Origin of the sequence: Micromonospora sp. CPCC 205561, assembly GCF_036906775.1 — a bacterium.
Classification (GTDB): Bacteria; Actinomycetota; Actinomycetes; order Mycobacteriales; family Micromonosporaceae; genus Micromonospora.
In genome coordinates this window covers 21,993-37,854 of the sequence record NZ_JBAKHV010000001.1, presented here as the reverse complement: position 1 = coordinate 37,854, position 15,862 = coordinate 21,993, and the positions used below count along the sequence as shown (strand labels likewise).

Below are 15,862 nucleotides of genomic sequence, written 5' to 3'. Positions count from 1 at the left end.
AGGTAACGATGGCTCCGCTGATCGCACTCGTGGTCGGCACGGCGCTCGCCCGGCTCGCCGGACTGGTCGGCGTGGCCGCCCTCGACGGCTGGCACCCCGCGCTGCGGGTGGGGCTGGCGCTGATGTTCGTGGTGACCGGTGTCGTGCACTTCGTCCCCGCCTACCGCGCGGACATGGTCAGGATGGTGCCGCCCGGCCTACCCCGGCCGGAGTTCCTCGTCACGCTCACCGGGGTGCTCGAACTGGTGGGCGCGGTCGGGCTGCTGGTGCCGGCGACCGCCCGCTGGGCGGCGGGCGGGCTGGCGCTGCTGGTGCTGGCCATGTTCCCGGCGAACGTCTCGGCGGCCCGGCGCGGGGTGACCCTGGCCGGCCGGCCGGCGACCCCCCTGGTACCGCGGACGGTGGAACAGGTCTTCTTCGTCACCGTGGCAGCCGTAATATCGTTTGGGGCCTGACGTTCAGGAGGCTAATGTGTCGCCATGGATCTGATGACGCTACGGGACGCGCCCCTGGGGCGACTGCTCGTGGTCGCCGGGCACGTCACGGGGCAACGGTGGAACCGCTACCTCGCGGAGGAACACGGGCTCACCCAGGCGGGGATGGTCACCCTGACGACCCTCGCGCGGCACGGCGAGCTGCCGCACCGCCAGGTTGCCGAGCACTGCTTCGTCCGGCCGGCCACCCTCACCGGCATCGTGGACACCCTCGAGCGGGACGGCCTGGTCGAGCGGCAGCGCGACGAGGCCGACCGGCGCAGCGTCAGGCTCGCGATCACGCCCGCCGGTCGGGCCCGGATCGACGCGCTGACCGCCGCGATCCGCTCGGGGCACCCGCTGACCTCGGTCGACGCCGACCCGACGAAGGCCGCCGTGGTCCGCGAGTTCCTCCTTGAGGTCATCGCGGACGGCGACCACGGCACCCCGGAGGGCCCGGCGTGCTGATCCGGCTGCTGCGCACGTACCTGCGCCCGTACCACCGGCCGCTGGCCGCGGTGGTGCTGCTCCAGTTCGTCGGCACGATGGCGTCGCTCTACCTGCCCAGCCTGAACGCCGACATCATCGACCTCGGCGTCGCCCGGGGCGACACCGGCTACATCCTGCGTACCGGCCTGTGGATGCTCGCGGTCAGCCTGGTCCAGATCGTCTGCTCCGTCGCCGCGGTCTACCTCGGCGCGCGGACGGCGACGGCCTTCGGCCGGGACGTCCGGTCCGCGGTCTTCGAGCACGTCAACCGCTTCTCCGCCCGCGAGGTCGCCCGGTTCGGCGCGCCCTCGCTGATCACCCGAAACACCAACGACGTGCAACAGGTGCAGATGCTCGTGCTGATGAGCTGCACGATGCTCGTCGCCGCGCCCATCATGAGCGTCGGCGGCGTAGTGATGGCGCTGCGCGAGGACGTCGGGCTCTCCTGGCTGATGCTGATCAGCGTGCCCGTGCTGGCCGTCGTCCTGTGGCTGATCATCCGGCGGATGGTGCCGGGCTTCCGGCTCATGCAGACCCGCATCGACACGGTCAACCGGGTGCTGCGTGAGCAGATCACCGGCATCCGGGTGGTACGGGCGTTCGTCCGTGAGCCGTACGAGACGGAACGCTTCGCCGGGGCGAACGCCGACCTGACCGCGACCGCCCTGCGCACCGGCCGCCTGATGGCGTTGATCTTTCCGGTGGTGATGCTGGTGCTCAACGTCTCCAGCGTCGCCGTGCTCTGGTTCGGCGCCGAGCGGGTGGACGCCGGGGCGATCCAGGTCGGTTCCCTCACCGCCTTCCTGCAGTACCTGATGCAGATCCTGACGGCCGTCATGATGGCCACCTTCATGCTGATGCTGGTGCCGCGCGCGGCGGTCTGCGCCGAACGCGTCGTCGAGGTGCTGGACACCGACTCCTCGGTGGTGCCCGCCGCCCGTCCCGTGACCGAGGTGAGTGCCCGCGGCGAGTTGGAGCTGCGTGACGTCGGCTTCCGGTACCCGGGCGCGGCCGAGCCGGTGCTGCGGGGCGTGTCGTTCCGGGTGACGCCGGGCACGACGACGGCGGTCATCGGCAGCACCGGCGCGGGCAAGAGCACCCTGCTGTCGCTCGTCCCCCGGCTGGTCGACGTGACCGCCGGCACCGTGCTGGTCGACGGCGTCGACGTACGGGACCTGGCCCCGGACGCGCTGTGGCGCCGGATCGGGCTGGTGCCGCAGCGGCCGTACCTGTTCACCGGGACCGTGGCGAGCAACCTGCGCTACGGCAACCCCGAGGCGACGGACGCGGAACTCTGGGCGGCGCTGGAGATCGCGCAGGCGCGGGACTTCGTCGAGGCGATGCCGGAAGGGCTGGAGTCGCCCGTCGCGCAGGGCGGCACGAACGTCTCCGGCGGGCAGCGGCAGCGGCTGGCCATCGCGCGGGCCCTGGTGCGGCAGCCGGAGATCTATCTCTTCGACGACTCGTTCTCCGCGCTGGACCTCGGCACCGACGCGCGGCTGCGGGCGGCGCTGCGACCGGTCACGGCGGAGGCCGCCGTGGTGATCGTGGCCCAGCGGGTCTCCACCATCGTCGGCGCCGACCAGATCGTGGTGCTGGAGAACGGCGGCGTGGTCGGCATCGGTCGACACGACGAGCTGCTACGCGAGTGCCCGACGTACGCCGAGATCGTCGCCTCGCAGAACACGACGGGGGTGACCGCGTGAGCGCGCGGACCATCCGGCACGGCGGCGCGGCGCCCCGCGCCGCCGGTGAGGGAAGCGAGGTGGCGGCGTGAGCGCCGTACCGCAGCAGAAGCCGGCCGCCGACGCGCGGACGCCGCGGCGGCTGCCGCCGAGCGGGCAGCGCGGCGGTCCGCACGGTGGCGTCGGGATGCCCGCCGAGCGGTCGATGAACTTCGGGCCCTCGGCCCGGCGGCTGCTGGGCCGGCTGCGCCCGCAGCGGCTCCACCTGGCGGCCGTGATCGCGCTGGCGGTGCTCAGCGTCGGGCTCAGCGTGGTCGGGCCGAAGGTGCTCGGCTGGGCCACGGACCTGATCTTCACGGGGGTGATCGGCCGACAGCTGCCGGCGGGCACCACCGCCGACCAGGCCGTGGCGGCCGCGCGGGCGGCCGGCAACGACAGCTTCGCCGACATGCTCGCCCGGATGGACGTGGTGCCCGGCGTCGGCATCGACTTCGCCGCGCTGGCGCGGGTGCTGCTGCTGGCCCTCGGGCTCTACCTGGCGGCCAGCGTGCTGATGTGGTGGCAGGGCTGGCTGCTCAACGGGGTGGTCCAGCGGACCGTGCTGCGACTGCGCGCCGAGGTGGAGGAGAAGCTCAACCGGCTCCCGCTGCCCTACTTCGACCGGCAGCCCCGCGGCGAGCTGCTCAGCCGCGTCACGAACGACATCGACAACATCTCCACGAGCCTCCAGCAGACGCTCAGCCAGCTGCTCACCTCGCTGCTCACCGTGGTCGGCGTGCTGGTCATGATGTTCTGGATCTCGCCGCTGCTCGCCCTGGTGGCCCTGGTCGCGGTCCCGGTGTCGGTGGTCGTCACGACCGCCATCGCGAAGCGCTCGCAGCGGCAGTTCCTCGCCCAGTGGGCGCACACCGGCGAGCTGAACGGCCAGATCGAGGAGGCGTTCACCGGCCACGAGCTGGTCAAGGTCTTCGGCCGGCAGCACGAGGTGGAGGCCGCCTTCACCGCGAAGAACGAGGAGCTGTTCCGGGCGAGCTTCGGCGCCCAGTTCATCAGCGGGATCATCATGCCGGCGATGATGTTCGTCGGAAACCTCAGCTACGTGGCGATCGCCGTCGTCGGCGGCCTGCGGGTGGCGTCGGGGTCGATGAGCCTGGGCGACGTGCAGGCGTTCATCCAGTACTCCCGGCAGTTCACCCAGCCGCTCACCCAGGTCGCCTCGATGGCGAACCTGCTCCAGTCCGGGGTGGCCTCCGCCGAGCGGGTCTTCGCCGTGCTCGACGCCGAGGAGCAGAGCCCGGATCCGGCCGAGCCCGCCCGCGTACGCGACCCGCGCGGCCGGGTCGAGTTCTCCCACGTCTCGTTCCGGTACGTCCCGGAGAGGCCGCTGATCGAGGACCTCTCCCTGGTCGCCGAGCCCGGCCACACCGTGGCCATCGTCGGGCCGACCGGGGCCGGCAAGACCACCCTGGTCAACCTGGTCATGCGCTTCTACGAGCTGGACGCCGGCCGGATCACGCTCGACGGGGTGGACGTCACCACGATGCGCCGCGACGACCTGCGCGGCCGGATCGGCATGGTCCTCCAGGAGACCTGGCTCTTCGGGGGCACCATCCGGGACAACATCGCGTACGGCCGGCCCGGGGCGACCGAGGAGCAGATCGTGGCCGCGGCCCGGGCGACGTTCGTGGACCGGTTCGTACGCAGCCTGCCCGACGGCTACGACACGGTGATCGACGAGGAGGGGAACAACGTCAGCGCCGGCGAGAAGCAGCTCATCACGATCGCCCGGGCGTTCCTCGCCGAGCCGTCGCTGCTGATCCTGGACGAGGCGACCAGCTCGGTCGACACCCGCACCGAGGTGCTGCTCCAGCGGGCGATGGCGGCGCTGCGCTCCGACCGGACGAGCTTCGTCATCGCGCACCGGCTCTCCACGATCCGCGACGCCGACCTGATCCTGATGATGGAGGACGGCCGGATCGTGGAGCAGGGCACGCACGACGAGCTGCTCGCCGCGCGGGGCGCGTACCACCGGCTGTACCGGTCGCAGTTCAGCGCCGCCGCCGTCGAGCCCGACCCCGGACCGGCGCCGTTGCAGGAAACCTCCCGGTGACCGGGCGGTCCCCGGCGGCGCCCGGGCGGCCGGGGTCGGGGCCCGGCGACTCAGCCGGCCGGGAGCAGGGCCGGGGCGCGCCCGGCCACCGCCGCGCCGATCAGCCGGAGGGCGTCGGCGGCGGGCATCGGGTCCAGGGCCCGGCCGCCGCGCAACCGCAGCGCGACGGCGCCCTCGGCCGCCTCGCGGGAGCCGATGACGGCGGCGTACGGGACCCGGGCGCGGGCCGCGTCGCGGATGCGGGCGCCCAGCGAACCGGCCCCGTCGACCTCGACGCGCAGCCCGGCCGCCAGCGCGTCCGCCGCGAGCCGGTCCGCCGCCCCGGCCTGGTCGGGCCCGACCGGCAGCGCCACCAGCTGCACCGGGGCGTACCAGGCGGGGAAGGCGCCCTCATGCACCTCGATCAGGTACGCGAAGAGCCGCTCCATGCTGCCGACGAGGCTCCGGTGCACCATCACCGGTCGACGCCGCGCCCCGGACGCGTCGGTGTACGACAGGTCGAACCGCTCCGGCTTGTCGAAGTCGAGTTGCACGGTGGAGAGGGTGAACTCCCGGCCGGCCGCGTCCAGCACCTGGATGTCGATCTTCGGCCCGTAGAAGGCGGCCTCCCCGGGGGCCTCGGTGAACTCCACCCCGTCGAGGGCCGCGCGGAGCAGTTCCTCGGCCCTCGCCCACTCGGCGTCGTCCCCGACGTACTTCGCGCCCGGCCCGCGCAGCGACAGCCGGAAGCCGGCGGGCCGTACGCCGAGCGCGGCGTGCGCCTCGCGGATCAGTCGGAGGATCTCCGCGACCTCCTCGCCCACCTGTTCCGGGGCGCAGAAGTTGTGCGCGTCGTTGAGCGAGATGGCCCGCACCCGGGACAGCCCGCCGAGCACGCCCGACCGCTCCGCCCGGTACATGCCGCCCAGCTCGGCGATCCGCAGCGGCAGCTCCCGGTAGGAGCGGCCCCGGGCCCGGAACACCAGGGCGTGGTGCGGGCAGAGCGCCGGCCGGAGCACGAGCTCGTCGTCGGCGCCGAGCGCCATCGGCGGGAACATGTCGTCGGCGAAGTAGCCGAGGTGGCCGGAGAGCTCGAAGAGCTCCCGTCTGCCCAGCGGCGGGGTGCACACGTGCCGGTAGCCGGCGCGGCGTTCCAGCTCGCGGACGTACTCCTCGACGGCGTGCCGGGCGGCGGCGCCGGCCGGCAGCCAGAGCGGCAGCCCGGCGCCGGCCAGCGGGTCGGAGCCGAACAGCTCCAGCTCCCGGCCGAGCCTGCGGTGGTCGATCATGTCGCGCTCCTTGATCGGGTACGCCCCGCGGGCGACCCGGTCACCGGACGCCACGAGGCCCCGGGGCGGATCGCCCCGGGGCCTCGTCGACGGTCAGGTCAGTACGGCGCGCCGGGGTCTCCCGGCGTCGTGGTGGATACCGCACTGCGCATGCGGCGACGGTACGCGCCCGCTCGCGGGGGCCGCAGCCGGTTTTCCCGGGCGTCGTGGCGCCCGGGGGGCGGGAGCGCCGGCCCCGGCGCTGCGCGGCACGGGGGCGGGCCGCCGGCACGGGACCTGCCGACGGCCCGCGGCGGCCCGAGCGTCAGGAACGGGGGGCCGGACGCTGCCTCGGCCGCGCGCCGACAACGGTACGCCGAGCGGCACCGATCCGCCGACCCTCGGCGGCGCGGAGCCGCGTCACCCGCGACCGGGCCCGCTCGTTGCAACCGGTGGCCCTGTCGTGTCGGTGGTCACCCCGGACCAGGGTCGCGCCCGGTGACGGCGGACGACCCGTCAGGCTCGGTACACCCAATCGGCCCCGTCCGGCGAGGTGGCAGTCGTGCCCGAACTACTCACTGAGGTCGCGTCGCCGACCTGGGCCTACCTCGCGCTGCTCGCCCTGCTGGTCGCCGACGCCTTCGTCCCCGTGATCCCCACCCAGGTCGTGATGATCACGAGCGGCGCCCTGACCGTGTACGGCGGGCTGAACCTGCCGGTGACGATCGCCGTCGGCGCGCTCGGGGTGTTCGCCGGGGACCTCGCCTGCTACCTGCTCGGGCGGGGTGCGCCGGACCGTGGGGTGCCCCGCGACGTCGAGCGGGGCAGGGCCCGACGGGTCGCCAGCCGGGTGACCCGGGGGCTGCGCCGGCCGGGCCCGCTGGTGATCCTGCTCTGCCGCTTCGTGCCGGGTGGCCGGATGGCGGCCTGCTTCTCCGCCGGCCGCAGCCGGTACCCGTACCGGCTGTTCCTGCTCTACGAGGGCCTGGCCGCGCTGGGGTGGGCGACGTACGGCGGGCTGGTCGGGCATCTCGGCGGGACGGCGCTCACGGAGTCGGCGTGGCGGCTGGCACTGATCGCGGCCGTCGCGGCGCTCGGGTTCGCCGCGGCCGGCTGGGCCATCACGATCGTCGCCGGGCGGCGGGCGGCCGAGCCGGTCGCGGTGGTGCCGGTCGCCGTCCCGGTGCCGACGGACGCGCCCCCGCCCGAGTGACCGGCCGGGCCGGCACCGCCTAGGGGTGGCCCCCCGGATCGATCTCGGTGGACGGCCCGGATCCGCCTGGGGGCGCCCGCGCTTCAGGCTGAGCCATGCCCGAGACCCGGAACAGTGGACTGCTGGCCCTCGGTGGCATCGCCCTGGCGACGCTGCTCGCCGTGATCGGCCACGTCGAGGTGAACGAGAACCTGAACCCGTGGGCCCTGACCGTCAGCGACTTCGCCGTCTCCGACCGGGGCGGCGTCATCGACGCGGCGATGGTGGTCCTGGCGGCGGCCACCGCCGTGCTCCTGCCCGCCCTGCGGCCCGCCGGCGCCCGTGCCGGGCGGACGGCCGAGCTGCTGCTGGGCGCCTGGATCGGCGGGCTGCTGCTGGCGGCGCTCGTGCCGACGAACGAGCCGGGCCTGCCCATGGACACCGCCGCCTACGTCCACCGGTACGCCTCGGTGGTCGCCTTCCTGGCGCTGCCGGTGGCCGGCTGGCTGCTCGCCCGCGGCCTGCCGGAAGCGGTCGGCCGCCGGGTACGCGTGCTCGCCGCCGCCAGCGTGGTGCTGGCGGCGGCGATGGTCTGGTCGGCCTACCCCGGCGACCGGCTGCTGCTCGGCCTGGTCGAGCGCCTGCTCATCGTCACCGAGGTCGCCGTGCTCGCGGTCGTCGCGACCGCCCTGCTCGGTCGGGTCACTCCAGCTCGTGCAGCATGAGCTGGCGGGCGGCCTCGGTGATGGAGCCCGACAGGCTCGGGTAGATCGTGATGGTCTGGGCCAGCTCGTTGACCGTCAGGTTGTTCTCCACCGCCATGGTGATCGGCAGGATCAGCTCGCTCGCCTTCGGCGCCACCACCACGCCGCCGACCACCTGGCCGCTGGCCGGGCGGCAGAAGAGCTTGACGAAGCCGTCGGCGAGGTCGTCCATCTTCGCCCGGGCGTTGCCGTCCAGCGCCAGCATGACCTGCCGGGCCGGCACCTTGCCCGCGTCGACCTCGTCCTGCGAGACGCCGACGGTGGCCAGCTCCGGGTCGGTGAAGACGTTCGCGGCGACGGTGCGCAGCCGCAGCGGCCGGACCGCCTCGCCGAGCGCGTGCCACATCGCGATCCGACCCTGCATGGCGGCGACGCTGGCCAGCGGGAGCACCCCGGTGCAGTCGCCGGCGGCGTAGATGCCGGGCACGTTGGTCCGCGAGACCCGGTCGACGGTGACGTAGCCGCCGCGGGCCAGCGCGACGCCGTACTCGGCCAGGCCGAGGTCGGCGGTGTTGGGGATCGAACCGACCGCGATCAGCGCGTGCGAGCCGGCCACCTTGCGGCCGTCGGAGAGCTCGACCTCCACCCCGTCGGCGGTGCGCCGGACCGCGTCCGCCCGGGAGTTGTTCAGGATGCTCATGCCACGGTTGCGGAAGACCCGCTCGATGGCCATCGCCGCGTCGGCGTCCTCGTGCGGCATCACCCGGTCGCGGCTGGAGACCAGCGTCACCCGCACGCCCATCGCGAGGTAGGCGCTGGCGAACTCGGCGCCGGTGACGCCGGAGCCGACGACGATCAGGTGCTCGGGCAGCTCCGGCAGGTCGTAGACCTGGCGCCAGGTCAGGATGCGCTCGCCGTCGGGCACGGCGGTGGGCAGCTGGCGCGGGGTGGCGCCGGTGGCGACGAGCACGGTCGACGCGTCGATCGACTGCTCGCCGTCGCCGTCGGTCGGGGTGACGAGCACCCGGTGGGTGTGGCCGAGGGTGTCGTCGCCGAGCCGGGCGGTGCCCGACACGAAGGTCACGCCGGCCTTGACCAGCTTCGCGTGGATGTCGGCGGACTGGGCGAGCGCGAGTCGCTTGACCCGCCCGTGCACCGCGGTGGCGTCGACCGTGACCGCCTCCAGCCCGTCCGAGTGCACCCCGAACTCCTCGGTGTCCCGGTAGCCGGTGACCACCTCCGAGCTGGCGATGAAGGTCTTCGACGGTACGCAGTCGGACAGCACGCAGGCCCCGCCGGCGCCCTCGGCCTCCACGACGGTGACATCAGCGTCCAGCTGCGCGGCGACCAGGGCCGCCTCGTAGCCGGCCGGTCCACCGCCGATGATCACGATCCGGCTCACAGCGCTCGCCCTTCGTCAGTGCTCACAGTGACTTTCTTCTCCCGAACGCGTCCGACACGCTCCGTCGTATTCTCCCCCACCCCGCGGGCGGGCTATCGTCATCGCCGTGCGTCATCACGCCGCCTACGGCTCTAACCTCGATCCCGCCCGCATGCGCGCCTATTGTCCGCATTCGCCGATGGTGGGCACAGGCTGGCTGGAAGGCTGGCGCCTCACCTTCGCCGGCGAGGACGTGATCGGCTGGGAGGGCGCCGTCAGCACGGTCGTCGAGTCCCCGGGCGACCGCGTCTTCGTGGCGATCTACGACATCCACCCGTACGACGCGGCCCAGCTCGACGAGCTCGAGGGGGTGACCGCCGGCACCTACCGCAAGCTGCACGTACGCGTCTCCACCCTCGACGGGGACGTGACCGCGTGGATCTACGTCTTCGACGGGTACGAGGGCGGGCTGCCCACCGCGTGGTACCTCTCGGAGATCGCGAACGCCGCCGAGAAGGCGGGCGCCCCCGACGACTACGTCAACGAGCTGCGTTCCCGCCCCACCGGCACCGCCTCCGCCTAGCGCGCATCCCACGGCCCCCAGTCTGCTCCGGCGCGGGGCGGGACCACCATCCGGCCCCGGCCGGCGTCGTCAATCACACACCGGCGGCCGGCACGACCAGCTCGTACATGTCGGTCCAGCGCTCCTCGCGCAGCCCCACGGAGCGGTAGAGCGTCACCGGGGCGGTGGGATTGGCCAGGTCCACGCCCAGCCCGGCGAACTCCCGGCCCTTGGCCGCATAGGTGGCGAAGGCCCGCAGGAGCAGCGCCGCGCCCACCCCCCGCCGCCGGTACGCCGGCAGCACCGACAGGCTGCGCACGAAGCCCTCGTTCTGCTCCAGCGCCTGGTCGGAGGACTGGAGCGCGCCGGCCGGCGCCCCGTCGACCTCCGCGAGGAACCACTCGTCCCAGGTGGTGCCGTGCTGGGTGATCCGCTGCCGCCACTGGTCGAAGCCGGTCGGCTCGTAGTCCGCCGTGTCGCGGAACGCGGTGTCGAAGATCCGGTGGAACTCGCGCAGGTCGGCCTCGTCGTCGCCGCGCAGCGGGCGGACGGTCACCCCGGGCGGGAGCGGCGGCTCGGCCGGCAGCCCCGGCAGCGGCCGGCGCATCCGCACGTACCGCTTGGCCAGGGTGAACCCGGCCTCGGCCAGCTCCGCCGCCCAGCGTGTCTCGGGGGCGAAGACGGCCGTGCGGACGGTCAGCGCCGGCACGCCCCGCTCGGCGGCGCGTTCGGCGATCCGGTCGAGCTGCCGGGCCAGCAGTGGCGCGCGCAGGTCGTCGCCCCGCCCCGGGTCGACGTACACCTCGACGAACTCGCGCCCGACGCCGGTCGGATTGTCGAGCGTCGCCCAGGCCACCACCACGCCCTCCGGGTCGGTGACCACCCAGGAGTCGCGGGCCGGGTCGAAGAACGGCGCGGTCAGCGCGGCCGTGACGTCCTCGGCGTCGAAGTCGGGGTGACCGACGGCGAAGGTGTCCGCGGCGTGCACCACCGCGAGGATCGCCGGCACGTCGTCGTGCGTGGGTCGGCGGGCGTGCCAGCCGGCGGGGAGAGTCACGGGAGCGATCCTGGCAGTCGGACCGCCGGACCGCCGCCGATTTTCGGCCGCGACGGGTCAACCCGGTTCGGCCAGGTGGGCCCTCGTCGCGGTGAGCAGCTCCAGCAGCTCGGCGCCGTCCACGGGACCGAGCGCCGCGAACGCCGGGGCGGCCAGCCGGTCGGTCACCGCCTCGGCCCAGAGCCGGCGGCGCACCAGCGGCCCGACCGGCGGGTACGGCGGCGGCCAGCCGCAGGCCACGGCGCCCGCCTCCCCCTCCGGCCCGGCCAGCACGGCCTCCAGCGGGGTCATCCCGCTGGAGCGCACCGCGATCAGGTGCGCCCCGGCGAAGTGCTCCCGGAGCAGCCGCAGGCCGACGGCCGCCCGCGCGCCGGCCGTCCGGACCGGCACCGGCATGGCCCGCCAGGCGGCGAAGAGCGGCATCCCGCTGGCGTCCGCGGCGTCGACCGCGCGGCCGAGCAGGGTCGCGAGCCGGCTGATCCCGGGCAGGGCGTCGAGCCGCTCGTCGCCCCACCGGCAGCACTCGGCGACGGTGGCGGCGGCGACGTCGATGGGCTGGACGATCCGCCGAGCCCCGTCCCAGCCGTCGGCGACCGCGTCGGGCGCGAGGAAGCCGAGAGCGGCGGCGACCGTCTCGGCGCGGACGTCCCCCAGGGCGCCGGCGCGCCCGGTGACGTAGAACGCCCAGCCGGGGATGCCGAGCAGCCGCGCCCGGCGCATCGTGGTCGGGCAGCGGGTGAAGACGTCCCCGAGTTCCAACACGACGGGCTTGCTGGCCGCGGCGACCTGCTCCGGCGTCATGCACCCACTCCCCGGTCGACCCGTCCGTCCACAGGGGTCAGTCTGCCGCGCCGCCCGCCGGCTCGGCATCCCCCTCTTCGGCGTCGAGCGCCTCCACCGCCGCCTCTACCTCGCCCGCCCGCCGACGGGCGGCCGTCACCGTCCGCTCCGCCCCGCGCCGGGCCAGCCGGGCCCGGCTCAGGTCCTGCTCGGCGACGGCCCGGCGCCGCTCAAGCTCGGCCAGTTCCGCCTCGACCTCGTCCAGGAGGGCGGCGCCGTCCCGCTCGGCCGCCGTCGCGTCGGCCAGCTCCGCCTCGGCCCGCTCCTGGTCGGTACGCGCCTTCGCCAGCTCCTTCTCCAACGCCCGCCGCCGACGCGCCCGCTCCTCCCGCTGGGCCCGCTGGGCCTGCTCGGCGCGGAGCGCCGCCCGGTCGGTCCCGTCCCGCCGCGGCCCGGCCGGCCCGGGCCGGGACGCCGGTTCGGGCTCCTCGCCGTCGGTCACCAGGCGCAGCTGCGGGCGGGGCACCTCGCCGAAGCCGGCGTAGCTGGCGGCCCGCAGCAGCCGGCCGGTGCGGACCTGCTCGGCGACGTCGGTGTCGGCGAGCGCCGCGTTGAGGGTGGCCTCCACCTCGGCCAGCGGCAGCTTCCCGGCCGACGGGGCCCCCTCGGTGCCGGCCGCCAGCTTGCGCACCTCGGCGACGAGGGCGGCCACCACGGCCCGGCGCTGGGCGGACAGCTCCCGCAGCCGGGGCCCGCGCAGGTCCCGCTGGGCGGCGCGCAGCGCCTCGGCGAGCTGGGCCAGGTCGGCGACCAGCTCGGGGCGGCGGATGGCGAGCAGGTTGACCAGCCAGGCGGCCACGGTGGGCCGGCGCAGCCGGGCGATCTCCCGGGCGCCCCTCGGGTCGCCGGAGCGGCGGGCCTCCGCGACGGCCTCGTCGCGGATCGCGACGAACCGGTCCGGCGGGGTGGTGTAGAGCCGGTGCACCAGCTCGCGGGACGGGCCGGGCATCGCCGTCAGGCGTCGATCCGGGTGCCCGGCTCGAGCCGCCGGTAGTCCACCTCGGAGAGTCGGGCGAAGTTGCCGTTGAGCACCGCCAGCCCGTTGTCGTTGAGCAGCCCGTCGTGCAACGCGTACGCCCGGCGCGGCGCGACCGCCCGGAGGAAGTCCAACGACTCGGAGAACTTGGTCCAGGGTGCGTGGATCGGCAGGAAGAGCGTGTCGACCTGCGCATCCTCGGGGACGACGAGGGAGTCCCCCGGGTGGTAGACCACGTCGTCGAGCAGGTACGCCAGGTTGTCCACCACCGGGATGTCGGGGTGGATCACGGCGTGCCGGCCGCCGTGGGCGCGTACCGGCACGCCGGCGGCCGTGAACGACTGTCCGGGTCGGACGGGTTGGAGCGCCTCCGCGGCGTCGCCCAGGGTGCCGGCGAGCGACGCCGGGCCGTGGATGGCGAAGGGCCGCCGGTCGAGCTGTCGGGTGACCGCCTCGACGTCCAGGTGGTCGGGGTGCTCGTGGGTGACCAGCACCGCGTCCGCCCCGTCGAGCGCCGCGGCCGCCTCGCTGAACACGCCAGGATCGATGACCAGCACCCCCCCGTCGTGCTCCACCCGGAGGCAGGAGTGGGCGTACTTGGTGAGCTGCATCGTGACTCCAAGATTATCGAATCGTGATGTCCTGAGCGCAGTCTGCCGGAACCGACGTGGTCGCGCGTCGCGTCTGACGTAACGCCCCGCACGGGGGCGAGGACGATGGAGGCGGGGATGGACGGACGGGAACGACGGCGCCGGGGCGTACGGCTGGCGGCCGCCGCACTGGTCGCGCTGGTCGCGCTCGCGGGCTGTGGCAGCGACGCGAGCGACGACTCCGCCGGCGCGCCCGCGGCCGCACCGGCGGAGCGGGACGCGGTGGAGCGGGCCGGCGGTGCGGCGGACCAGGACGGGGGCAAGGCCGAGCAGGGTGGCGGCAGGACCGAGCAGGGCGCCGGCGCCGGCGCGCCCGACCTGCGGGTCGACCAGCGCTCCATCATCTACACCGGCACGATGCGGGTGCAGGTGGAGAATGTGGACGAGGCGGCCCGCAGCGCCATCGCCGCAGTCACGGCGGCCGGCGGTTTCGTCGGCGGCGACCAGCGGCGCAGCGCGGCGGCGGACGCCCGGGCCGAGCTGGAGCTGCGGGTGCCCGCGGCGAAGTTCCACGGCGTCGTCGACGAGCTGGCGAGGCTGGGCCGGCAGCAGCGGCGGGAGATCCGTACCGAGGACGTCACCGAGCAGGTGGTCGACCTGGACGCGCGGATCACCACCCAGCGCGCCCGGGTGGAGAGCGCCCGCCGGCTGCTGTCCAGGGCCACCTCGATCAGCGATCTGGTGTCGCTGGAGAACGAGCTCTCCCGCCGGGAGGCCGACCTCGCCTCGCTGGAGGCGAAGAAGGAGCGGCTGTCGGACCTGACCAGCCTCTCCACCATCACCGTGTCGCTGGTCGGGCCGGACGCGAGCACCGCCGACGAGGAGGCCGAGGTCGGCTTCATGGTGGGGCTGCGGGGCGGCTGGAAGGTCTTCCTGACCTCGATGACCGTCCTGCTGACGGTGCTGGGCGCGGTGCTGCCGTGGCTGTTGGCGCTCGGCGTACCGCTGGCGGTGCTCCTGGTGGTGCTGCGCCGCCGGCGGCGGCACGCGGGCCCGCCGACGACGCCGCCGGCCGGGCCGGGTCGGCCGCTGCCTACCGCGCCGCCGCCAGTGCCCGCAGCGCGGTCTGGACCATGAGTCGTACGCCGACCGGGATGGCCCGTTCGTCGGCGTCGAACGAGGCCCGGTGCAGGTCCACGTTCGGGCCGGAGCGGCCGACGCCGAGCCGGGCGAGCGCGCCGGGGACGTACTCCAGATACCAGGAGAAGTCCTCGCCGCCCATGCTCTGCGGGGTCTCGGCGACGCCCTCCGGCCCGAGCGTGGCGGTGGTGGCGGTGGTCAGGACCTGGACGGCGCGCGAGTCGTTGCACACCGGCGGGCGACCCCGGAGGTACTCCAGGTCGACCGTCGCCCCGGTCGGTGCGATGACGTCGCGGACCACCTGACCCACGATCTTGGGGGCCAGCTCCCAGGTGTCGCGGTCCATCACCCGCAGGGTGCCGGAGGCGCAGGCCTCGGAGGGGATCACGTTGTAACGGGTGCCGGCCGAGGCGTGGCCGAACACCAGCAGCAGCCCGCTGTTGGCCGGCACCCGCCGGCTGACCAGGGCCGGCACCTCGGTGATCAGGCGACCGAGGGCGTCGACCAGGTCGACGGTCAGGTGCGGACGCGCGGTGTGCCCGCCGGGGCCGGTCAGGCGGACGGTGACGTTGTCGGCGGCGGCGGTGATCGGGCCGACCCGCAGCCCGATCTGCCCGACCGGCAGGTTGGGGTCGCAGTGCAGCGCGAAGATCTGCACCACGTCGTCGAGGCCGCCGGCCTCGATGACCTCCAGCGAGCCGCAGGGCAGGATCTCCTCGGCGGGCTGGAAGATCAACCGGACCCGCCCGGGAAGCTCGCCGAGGTCGGCGAGCTGGGCCAGCAGCATGCCGACGCCGAGCATGACCGTGGTGTGCACGTCGTGGCCACAGGCGTGGCAGACGCCCTCCACCGTGGAGCGGTACGGCACGTCCTTCGAGTCGGTCAGCGGCAGGGCGTCGATGTCGGCGCGCAGCGCGACCACCGGGCCGTCGGGGCGGCCGTCGATGTCGCAGATGACCCCGTTGCCCTTCGGCAGCAGCCGCGGGCGCAGCCCGGCCAGGGTGAGCTCCCGGGCGATCAGGGCGGCCGTCTCGAACTCCTCGCCGGAGAGTTCCGGGTGCGAGTGGAGGTGGCGACGGGTGGCGATCAGCCCGGGCACCCGGAGGGCGAGCAGGTGGTCCAGCTCGGCCGGCAGGGGCTCGGAACCGGACGGCGCCTCCGGCCAGGACGCCAGCTGGTTGCCGGTGGGCAGCGTCAGCGCACTCGTCACGTCGAATTCTCGCTCGCTAGAGATGGATGGATCATCGGGAACCGCAGACAGCCTAGACCTCCGGTGACGCTGCGCAACCTCGTTCCGGTAGCCGTCGGATCGCGAAGCGTCACGAATTGCCTGCTCGGGGCGGTCGTAGATCTGTGGGACAGCAGGTAGATCACGGTCGAAGGCCGTCATCCGTCCCACACCTCCTACAACGCGTA

The 15,862-nt window shown here is 74.4% G+C and carries 15 protein-coding genes; 8 read left to right on the top strand and 7 right to left on the bottom strand.

What is annotated here, in order from left to right; translation table 11 throughout:
* Positions 1-8: 8 nt before the first annotated feature.
* The 4 genes from V6V16_RS00165 to V6V16_RS00150 all read left to right on the top strand — a co-directional run bounded on the left by V6V16_RS00165 (position 9) and on the right by V6V16_RS00150 (position 4,757).
* The gene (locus tag V6V16_RS00165; protein WP_334558333.1) at positions 9-455 is read left to right on the top strand and encodes a DoxX family protein; all 447 of its coding nucleotides are present in this window, start codon (positions 9-11) and stop codon (positions 453-455) included.
* Between the two features lie 24 nt (positions 456-479).
* Positions 480-941 carry a MarR family winged helix-turn-helix transcriptional regulator gene (locus V6V16_RS00160; RefSeq protein WP_334558332.1) on the top strand — a complete coding sequence of 154 codons (462 nt, stop codon included), beginning with the start codon at positions 480-482 and terminating at the stop codon, positions 939-941.
* Complete coding sequence (locus V6V16_RS00155) at positions 935-2,668, top strand: ABC transporter ATP-binding protein (RefSeq protein ID WP_334558331.1); 1,734 nt, start codon at positions 935-937, stop codon at positions 2,666-2,668. The genes V6V16_RS00160 and V6V16_RS00155 overlap by 7 nt, the downstream gene beginning before the upstream one ends.
* Positions 2,669-2,834: 166 nt before the next feature.
* The gene (locus tag V6V16_RS00150; RefSeq protein ID WP_442934008.1) at positions 2,835-4,757 is read left to right on the top strand and encodes an ABC transporter ATP-binding protein; all 1,923 of its coding nucleotides are present in this window, start codon (positions 2,835-2,837) and stop codon (positions 4,755-4,757) included.
* Between the two features lie 50 nt (positions 4,758-4,807).
* Here V6V16_RS00150 and thrS read toward each other — a convergent pair whose 3' ends face one another.
* The gene (gene thrS, locus V6V16_RS00145) at positions 4,808-6,025 is read right to left on the bottom strand and encodes a threonine--tRNA ligase (protein WP_334558328.1); all 1,218 of its coding nucleotides are present in this window, start codon (positions 6,023-6,025) and stop codon (positions 4,808-4,810) included.
* A gap of 541 nt (positions 6,026-6,566) precedes the next feature.
* On the opposite strand from thrS, the gene V6V16_RS00140 reads away from it, so the two are divergent.
* Together V6V16_RS00140 and V6V16_RS00135 are read left to right on the top strand one after the other, a co-directional pair.
* On the top strand, positions 6,567-7,217 hold the full coding sequence (locus tag V6V16_RS00140) for a DedA family protein (protein WP_334558326.1): 651 nt from the start codon (positions 6,567-6,569) through the stop codon (positions 7,215-7,217).
* A 95-nt stretch (positions 7,218-7,312) separates the two neighbouring features.
* Positions 7,313-7,921 carry a DUF998 domain-containing protein gene (locus V6V16_RS00135; protein ID WP_334558324.1) on the top strand — a complete coding sequence of 203 codons (609 nt, stop codon included), beginning with the start codon at positions 7,313-7,315 and terminating at the stop codon, positions 7,919-7,921.
* Here the strand turns inward: V6V16_RS00135 and V6V16_RS00130 are convergent.
* Entirely contained in the window at positions 7,899-9,302 is a 1,404-nt protein-coding gene (locus V6V16_RS00130; protein WP_334558323.1) for an NAD(P)H-quinone dehydrogenase, read from the bottom strand. The two genes, V6V16_RS00135 and V6V16_RS00130, sit on opposite strands and share 23 nt — an antisense overlap.
* Positions 9,303-9,408: 106 nt before the next feature.
* Here V6V16_RS00130 and V6V16_RS00125 point away from each other — a divergent pair, with 106 nt between their 5' ends.
* Entirely contained in the window at positions 9,409-9,864 is a 456-nt protein-coding gene (locus tag V6V16_RS00125; RefSeq protein ID WP_334558321.1) for a gamma-glutamylcyclotransferase, read from the top strand.
* Between the two features lie 73 nt (positions 9,865-9,937).
* Here the strand turns inward: V6V16_RS00125 and V6V16_RS00120 are convergent, their stop codons facing one another.
* The 4 genes from V6V16_RS00120 to V6V16_RS00105 are packed head-to-tail and all read right to left on the bottom strand — an operon-like array spanning position 9,938 to position 13,327.
* Positions 9,938-10,900 carry a GNAT family N-acetyltransferase gene (locus V6V16_RS00120; protein WP_334558319.1) on the bottom strand — a complete coding sequence of 321 codons (963 nt, stop codon included), beginning with the start codon at positions 10,898-10,900 and terminating at the stop codon, positions 9,938-9,940.
* Between the two features lie 57 nt (positions 10,901-10,957).
* Positions 10,958-11,701: an SCO6745 family protein gene (locus V6V16_RS00115; protein WP_334558318.1), complete on the bottom strand. Its 744-nt coding sequence runs from the start codon at positions 11,699-11,701 to the stop codon at positions 10,958-10,960.
* A 37-nt stretch (positions 11,702-11,738) separates the two neighbouring features.
* A complete protein-coding gene (locus tag V6V16_RS00110; RefSeq protein ID WP_334558316.1) occupies positions 11,739-12,689 on the bottom strand; it encodes a hypothetical protein in 951 nt (316 codons plus the stop codon).
* Positions 12,690-12,694: 5 nt separating this feature from the next.
* Positions 12,695-13,327 (bottom strand): MBL fold metallo-hydrolase, encoded by a 633-nt coding sequence (locus V6V16_RS00105; protein WP_334558314.1) that lies wholly within the window; start codon positions 13,325-13,327, stop codon positions 12,695-12,697.
* A 117-nt stretch (positions 13,328-13,444) separates the two neighbouring features.
* Here V6V16_RS00105 and V6V16_RS00100 point away from each other — a divergent pair, with 117 nt between their 5' ends.
* A complete protein-coding gene (locus V6V16_RS00100) occupies positions 13,445-14,443 on the top strand; it encodes a DUF4349 domain-containing protein (protein WP_334558313.1) in 999 nt (332 codons plus the stop codon).
* On the opposite strand, the gene V6V16_RS00095 is transcribed toward V6V16_RS00100, so the two are convergent.
* Positions 14,400-15,656 carry an amidohydrolase gene (locus V6V16_RS00095; protein ID WP_334558312.1) on the bottom strand — a complete coding sequence of 419 codons (1,257 nt, stop codon included), beginning with the start codon at positions 15,654-15,656 and terminating at the stop codon, positions 14,400-14,402. The two genes, V6V16_RS00100 and V6V16_RS00095, sit on opposite strands and share 44 nt — an antisense overlap.
* Between the last annotated feature and the right edge of the window lie 206 nt (positions 15,657-15,862).

Bases quoted from the DNA above. Each gene is read 5' to 3' on its own strand.
- V6V16_RS00165 (WP_334558333.1), top strand. From the start codon at position 9: ATGGCTCCGCTGATCGCACTCGTGGTCGGCACGGCGCTCGCCCGGCTC.
- V6V16_RS00160 (WP_334558332.1), top strand. From the start codon at position 480: ATGGATCTGATGACGCTACGGGACGCGCCCCTGGGGCGACTGCTCGTG.
- V6V16_RS00150 (WP_442934008.1), top strand. From the start codon at position 2,835: ATGCCCGCCGAGCGGTCGATGAACTTCGGGCCCTCGGCCCGGCGGCTG.
- thrS (WP_334558328.1), bottom strand. From the start codon at position 6,025: ATGATCGACCACCGCAGGCTCGGCCGGGAGCTGGAGCTGTTCGGCTCC.
- V6V16_RS00135 (WP_334558324.1), top strand. From the start codon at position 7,313: ATGCCCGAGACCCGGAACAGTGGACTGCTGGCCCTCGGTGGCATCGCC.
- V6V16_RS00115 (WP_334558318.1), bottom strand. From the start codon at position 11,701: ATGACGCCGGAGCAGGTCGCCGCGGCCAGCAAGCCCGTCGTGTTGGAA.
- V6V16_RS00110 (WP_334558316.1), bottom strand. From the start codon at position 12,689: ATGCCCGGCCCGTCCCGCGAGCTGGTGCACCGGCTCTACACCACCCCG.
- V6V16_RS00105 (WP_334558314.1), bottom strand. From the start codon at position 13,327: ATGCAGCTCACCAAGTACGCCCACTCCTGCCTCCGGGTGGAGCACGAC.
- V6V16_RS00100 (WP_334558313.1), top strand. From the start codon at position 13,445: ATGGACGGACGGGAACGACGGCGCCGGGGCGTACGGCTGGCGGCCGCC.